Below are 3,281 nucleotides of genomic sequence, written 5' to 3' on the forward strand. Positions count from 1 at the left end.
CCAGCATAATAAGCATCTTCAAAATTAAGGGCTGTAACCGCTGCTTCTTGAAGTGGTGCTGCTGCTCCAACTGTTAGAAAATCATGAACTTTTTTTGCGGCATCAACAATTCTTTCTGGTGCTATAATGTAGCCGAGTCTCCACCCAGTTATTGAATATGTTTTTGATAGCGAGCTACAAGAAATAGTCCGCTCGAACATATTAGGAAGTGATGCAAAATAAGTATGTTTATAAGGTGCATAGATTATGTGCTCATAAACCTCATCTGTAATTACAAAAGCATCATATTTTTCAGCTAAATCAGCAATAATTTTAAGTTCATCATAAGTAAATACCTTTCCAGTTGGGTTTGATGGATTACATAGTATAAGTGCTTTAGGTTTTTGTTTAAAAGCCGCTTCTAATTCATTAGCATCAAAGTTAAAGCTTGGTGGTTTAAGGGAAACAAATATAGGTTCTGCTCCAGATAAAATAGCATCTGCAGCATAATTTTCATAAAAAGGAGAAAAGACTATAACCTTATCACCTGGATTGCAGACTGTCATCATTGCCACCATCATCGCTTCTGTACTTCCACAAGTTACAACTATCTCGCTATTTGAATCAATGTATCTCCCCATAAATTTCGACTGCTTTTTCGCGAGTGCTTCTCTAAAATTCTGAGCACCCCAAGTAACTGCATATTGATGAGGCCCTTTGGGTGCAATATCCCCTAAGGAATTTAATAGTTCCTTCGGTGGGTCAAAGTCTGGAAATCCTTGTGAAAGATTTACTGCATTATATTCATTTGAAATTCTTGTCATTTTCCTAATTATAGATTCAGTAAAAAAGCCTACTCGATTACTTAATTTTGGCATAATGCACTCCCTTTTTGTAGTTTATTATTTTAAACTGTAAATTTACTACCTATATAGTATAATTTAATTTTCTTTCATCTATAAGACGTTTAGCCTTATGAGTTGCCCGTGGTATAGTTCCATCCTCTAGCACTACAACTTCTTTTGGTTTAACTCCTAGTCTTGTCTTAAGTACTGCAGAAACTTTGGCTTTTACTTCTTCATTAGTTTCTTTGTTATCTACTGATTTTTCTATTTCTACTACATATTTAACAGTAAAATTTTCTTCTGAAATACGAATAACATATTCTCCTGTAATTCCTTTAACTCCGCGAATAACAAATTCTATATCACTAGGGAATACATTAACCCCAGAAACTATGAACATATCATCTAGCCTTCCAGCTATATTTATTCTAGCATGTGTTCTTCCACAAGTACACGGCGAGCGATCAACAACACCAATATCTCCTGTCCTAAATCGTATCATAGGACGTGCTTTTTTTCTTAAAGTTGTAAGTACTATTTCCCCACGGTCACCATCAGGTACTGGTATCCCTGTTTCTAAATCTAAAACTTCAACTAGCAAGTGGTCTTCAGCAACATGAAGTCCATTTCTAGCTTCACACATACCTGCACAAGCGCCAAATATATCAGATATTCCAAAGAAATCATAAACCTCCGCTCCCCAAAGCTTCTCAATAGCACTTCTTGTTGCTTCAATGGAGCCACCAGCCTCTCCTGCAACTATAATTTTTTTTATTGATAAATCCTTAGCTGGATCAATTCCATGTTTTTTAGCGGTTTCCCCGAGAAACCAAGCATATGAAGGCGTCGTCCAAATAATAGTTGGCTGAAACTCTTTTAAAATAAATAAAAGTCTTTCTGAAGGTATTGTCCCTGCCCATATACATAGTGCACCAAGGTTTTGAGCACCAATAACATCAGGTCCTCCTACAAACAGTGAAAAGTTAAGAGCGTGAACATATCTATCACTTTTCCTCATTCCTGCTCCATAAAAAAGTCTACTTTCAACATCTTGAAATTCATCAAAATCCTGTTTTGTAAAAGGGCTTAATGTAGGAACCCCAGTTGACCCACTTGAAGCTGAAACGAAAACTACTTCATCCTCGCTTACAGCAAGCATATCGCCTAAAATCGGACTTTTAAGTTGACGTTCACGTTCTATCTGTTTATTTACAAATGGAAATTTTGTTATATCTGAAAGTTTTTGAAAATCCGATGGTTTTACACCGACTGCATCAAAAGCTTCCTTATAGTACACAGAATTACTATATGAAAATTCTAATATTTCCTTAAGTTCTCTCTCTTGGAGTTTATCAATCTCTGCCCTCGGTAACGTTTCTATTTCCTCATTCCAGTATTTTCTCTCACTCATTATTAATACGCCTCCTAAATTTATTTTTTATTTACTCTCCTTGAAGAATAATCACCTAGCAATTGCAAGGCTTGAACTATTACAACTAATACTACAACGCTTGTTATCATTACTGTTGTATTGTAACGTTGATATCCGTACCGAATAGCTAAATTCCCTATGCCGCCACCACCAACAGTACCTGCCATAGCTGAAAATCCAATAAGAGAAATAGCGGTTATTGTTATTCCATTTATAAGCTGCGGAAGTGCTTCTGGAATAAGTATGCCAGTAATTATATCTATAACTTTAGCGCCAGAAGCTACTGCTGACTCCAAGACGCCTTTACTTACATCGCCAAAAGAAGCCTCTGAAAGCCTTGCATAAAAGGCTATTGCAGATATTGAAAGTGGTACTATAACAGCAGTTGGTCCGATAGTTGTATGCACAATTGCCTTACTAATTGGTATAAGGAGTACTAAAAGTATTATAAATGGTATTGATCTTATTATATTTATGATAATACCTGAAATTTCATTTAACACTCTGTTTTTAAAAAATAAATGATTGGAACTTAAAAAAAGTAAAAGCCCAAGGAGCCCTCCAATTATTATGGCAGCTACAAGTGACACCGAAACCATAAGAAAGGTTTCATTAAGTGCTAATTTTAATTCTTCAAGAAGGTTAAAATTATTTGACATCATAGTTAATCACCTCCACACTATACGTGCTATTTTTTAGGTATTCTATAGCCTCTCTTATGCTTTCTTCACTACCACTTATATTTAAATACAATACTCCCACAGGTAAATCTCTAATGTACTCTATTTTCCCATGAAGTATATTAAAAACTATATTATATTTAGTTGAAAGCCTTGATAATACAGGTTCAGTAGCGGTGTCTCCAATATATTCAATTTTTACAATAGAACCTTTTAAACTTTTAATAAGCTCTTCTGGTAACTCGAATTTTGAGGAATGTTCTAAAAGTTGTTTTGTGAATTCATGTTGTGGTTGTGTAAATAAATCGTAAACCGCCGCTTCCTCTACAACCTTACCTTTATCCA

The 3,281-nt window shown here is 35.1% G+C and carries 4 protein-coding genes; all 4 read right to left on the reverse strand.

All coding sequences use genetic code 11. The annotated features are described in order from the left end of the window. Window positions 1–857 (reverse strand): pyridoxal phosphate-dependent aminotransferase (locus JJE11_RS16970; RefSeq protein WP_291637753.1); only part of this gene is annotated, 857 nt, incomplete at its 3' end. 49 nt (window positions 858–906) lie between these two features. After that, entirely contained in the window at window positions 907–2,235 is a 1,329-nt protein-coding gene (locus tag JJE11_RS16975; RefSeq protein ID WP_291637755.1) for an AMP-binding protein, read from the reverse strand. 20 nt (window positions 2,236–2,255) lie between these two features. Beyond that, on the reverse strand, window positions 2,256–2,915 hold the full coding sequence (locus JJE11_RS16980) for a methionine ABC transporter permease (RefSeq protein ID WP_291637760.1): 660 nt from the start codon (window positions 2,913–2,915) through the stop codon (window positions 2,256–2,258). After that, the coding region (locus JJE11_RS16985) for an NIL domain-containing protein (RefSeq protein WP_291637757.1) at window positions 2,905–3,281 on the reverse strand (377 nt) is incomplete at its 5' end. The genes JJE11_RS16980 and JJE11_RS16985, both read right to left, overlap by 11 nt.

The sequence above is a fragment of the Clostridium sp. genome, from assembly GCF_016650095.1.
Taxonomy (GTDB): domain Bacteria; phylum Bacillota; class Clostridia; order Clostridiales; family Clostridiaceae; genus Clostridium_AD.

Coding starts and splice junctions, on each gene's coding strand:
- JJE11_RS16975 (WP_291637755.1), bottom strand. CDS start 2,235: ATGAGTGAGAGAAAATACTGGAATGAGGAAATAGAAACGTTACCGAGG.
- JJE11_RS16980 (WP_291637760.1), bottom strand. CDS start 2,915: ATGTCAAATAATTTTAACCTTCTTGAAGAATTAAAATTAGCACTTAAT.